Source organism: Mesorhizobium sp. M7A.F.Ca.MR.176.00.0.0 (assembly GCF_004023165.1).
GTDB lineage: Bacteria > Pseudomonadota > Alphaproteobacteria > Rhizobiales > Rhizobiaceae > Mesorhizobium.
Genome location: NZ_RZTC01000231.1, coordinates 1 through 3,282, shown reverse-complemented (window position 1 = coordinate 3,282; position 3,282 = coordinate 1). Strand labels below are relative to the sequence as shown.

Here is a 3,282-nt window from a genome sequence, read left to right as displayed (position 1 = left end):
TTGTCCGTACGGCTCTCCAGGACGCGGCCTCGGTCGCCGGCCTGCTGGTCACCACTGAAGCCATGATCGCGGAGGCTCCGAAGAAGGAGTCGGCTGGCGGCGGCGGCATGCCTGGCGGCATGGGTGGCGGCGGCATGGGCGGCATGGGCGGTATGGATTTCTAATCCAGCTCTGGCAGCTTTCGCAACGAGAGGGCGGCATCAATGCCGCCCTCTTTTTTTGCGAACCTCGGTCCGATGAACGATCGACGCCAACGCCGGCCATCGGCGTTAGGGCAACCTCAAAAGAACTGTCGAGTTGGTTGCGCGCGGCTTTGCGTCATCAGAGGCGCAAGGCGGTCGCGTGTGAGGATTGCGCGGTCCCATAGGCGGTTTCGGCATGTGCCTCACCTTCGACATCGACATTGCGGCCAAGCAGGAAATCGGCGGCTTTCGAGGCATGGCTTGCGGCGCGGAAGATGGCGCGGTTGTCCTCGCGCAAAACCGTCAGCCATGAGCCGATGTAGTCCGCATGGCGCACGGTCGGCTCGATGCCGAGACTGCTGCAGATGAAGGCTGATGCGATTTCGGCGACGAGTTCCTCGCGCGCATAGGTGTTGGACCCGAAGGAGCCGGATAGGTCGCGCGCGAGTCGCCTCGGGTGGCCGGTCCAGTGGCCAAGCTCGTGAAAGCAGGTCCGGTAATAGTCGATCTGGTGGAAGAAAGCCCGCTGCGGCGGCACCTGTATGGTGTCGCTGCCGGGCATGTAGAAGGCGCGCTCGCCGCCGATGCGAAAATCAGCGCCGGTTGCATGAATGAGCGCCTCGGCGTGCGGGACCATCTCGCGCTCAGGCAGAGGCTCGCCGGCGTCGTAAAGATGTTCGGGCAGATTATCGCACTGCGCGACATTGAAGACGGTGAAGCGCTTCAGGAAGGGCACCGCCTGCGGTTCGTCGCCATCGGTGTCGGCGCGTTGCTTTTCGTTCTTGGGAACAAAGCGGTCAGCGTGAACGATGGTGGTGCCGTGCTCGCCCTTTCTGACATTGCCGCCAAGCGAAAGCGCCTGCCGGAAGGTGAGCCAGTTCTGGCTGGGGAAACCGCGCTCGATGACCGCGCCCCACAGGATCAGGATATTGATGCCGGAATATCGGCGCTGGGTGGCCGCATTCCGCGGCAGGCCGAGGCCTGTCCTTGCCCTGCCCCACGGCTTGACCCATGGCACGGTGCCGCGCTCCAGTTCGGCAATGATGCGGTCGGTGATTTCCTGATAAAGGCTGGCGCCGGTGCGCCCGCCACTGTCTGCGCCAGCCTGTCGGCTGCCGCAACGTTTGTTGTTTGCACGCATCGTGATGTCCTCCGCTCTACAATCGCGCGCCCTCCCCGGAAGCGGGGTGGGCGGCAAAAGCGACCGGAAAGGCCCGCCGTCGGAGGCGGACTGCATCAGCAGGACCGGAACGGAGTGGAGGACCCGAAAGCGACAAGCGAAGGGTTGCGGGACGCCGCGGCGGGCCTAGAAGGGAGTGCTGCCCACCCTGCGCCAGGGGGAAGGCCACAATAGAAAGACGCCGGCCGACAGGCCGGCGACCGTCAGCAGCCGAAGGCTGCCCCGCGCCAGGGGGCGATGCCGCAGGGCCAAGACCGCCTGAGCTTGCCGAAGAAAAGCGGGCTCGGTTCACGAGCACCCGGCCAGCGACTTCAGGCGCGGGCGCTCAGGATTGTTGTTGGCGCCCACGGCAGCTGGATGACCGCAACAAGATTACGAGGAGCGACAGCAAAGCCAGCTGCCACAAACGGCACGCTCCGGCAACAACAGCGTGGCCGGTCTACAGATGCTGCCCCGCACGAGAGCCAGCACGCTTTGAGCGCGCATCGGCGATGCAAGCGTTGCAAGCTGGCCATGTCCACAAGGTCGGCGACCACTATATCGCCGACCACCAACGCGGGCGTACCGTCTAAGTGCAGACCTTTCGCGAGTGCGCGGACGCGCGCATTTCATCTGCGATGGCCGGATCTTGCATTCCCGCTTGAGCTGCTCAACGTCAAGGCCTACACGCGCTGCGATCTTGAGAGTGACCCTTCAACTGGGGGAAATCATAAGGGCGCGGTGGAATTCGTCGAACTTTCCCTGTTTTCTCGAGGCGAGTGCGGCAAAGGCTGGGAATTGGGAATCCGGTCCCAGGACCGGGAACTGTTTGATCACAAGCTTCAGATTGGGTTCATGCTTGAGGCTTTTTGGTAGTTGATATCAGCCAGTCTGCAATGCGGACAGTTGTGGTAGTCATTGAATATGACCAGAACGGCATCGCCTTGCGGGTTGCCGGCGATTGGCGAAGAAGATCGTTGTCGAATGCGCCGCTCCACTTTTGCCTGCGGTCGACCACGCCTGCCGGTGCAGGTTCGCGCTATATTGGCTCGCCAGCAAGGCGAGGAGTAAAAGAAGAGCTGCGACAGTGATGGCAGTCGGCTTAGACATGAGTCTCCAATCCATGGACGGCGTGGCAGCAACGGCCCGCCTTTTTGGTGTAAAATGGGTCGGTTTTGATCGTGCCCCGCAGTTGCTACAGGCGCACAGGTGCCGGTGCGATCTGGCGGTTTCTCAAATACGGCTTTGCGCCATCGGGTCCACCCCAATAGCTGAGCGTCGTTCGCACGGGGAATTGTGTTCACCACGCCGGGCGACTTGACCGTCCACCGCCAGAGCGCTGAACGGTCCGCTAGTGAGGCGCTCCCCGAATCGTCGTTTATCCCGCTCGCCCCGGACCGGGTGACAGCCAGCGTTGCCGCTACGCTGCGGAGAAAAACCGTCAGCGCGTGGCATTCGGACATAAGCTGATCAACGCCAAGAATAAGCCCCACGGAGGTGACCGGTGCGGCCGGAACAAGAAAGAGCGTTGCAGCCATTGTGACGAGGCCTGCACCGGTAATGCGGGTTGTTCCGTTCGAAGGGAACAATGCGACAAACAGCATGAGGATCCGGCAGCCGATCGGGAGATCAGTTTTCGTCGCTTGGGCGATGAAAAGGGCGGCGAGCATCATATTCGTGCCGTCCAGATTGAATGGAATGAGACCCACGACCGAATGCGTGGCGCCGGCCTTTTCCATCTTCTCCATGAGCGAGGCCAGCGCGGCCTCTGAGGAGGACATTGCGAGCAGCAGCTCGTCCTTGATGTATCGGACGAGAGAGAAGAGCGAGCGGCCGTTGTAGCGGCAGACCGCGCCGAACAGGACCGAGAGGAACAGGACCGAGAGGAACAAGACTTGCAGGATGTCGCCTTCCGCGAAGGCACTGGCAATCGTTGACGGG

The 3,282-nt window shown here is 62.2% G+C and carries 1 protein-coding gene and 1 pseudogene; both read right to left on the bottom strand.

Annotated features, from left to right (window positions below; all coding sequences use genetic code 11):
• Positions 1-321 precede the first annotated feature (321 nt).
• Positions 322-1,323, bottom strand: coding sequence for a zincin-like metallopeptidase domain-containing protein (locus EOB59_RS34115; RefSeq protein ID WP_024505900.1), 1,002 nt, complete (start codon positions 1,321-1,323; stop codon positions 322-324).
• Between the two features lie 1,251 nt (positions 1,324-2,574).
• Positions 2,575-3,282, bottom strand: a pseudogene (locus EOB59_RS34110) (cation:dicarboxylase symporter family transporter); the annotation flags it as partial.

Coding starts and splice junctions, on each gene's coding strand:
- EOB59_RS34115 (WP_024505900.1), bottom strand. CDS start 1,323: ATGCGTGCAAACAACAAACGTTGCGGCAGCCGACAGGCTGGCGCAGAC.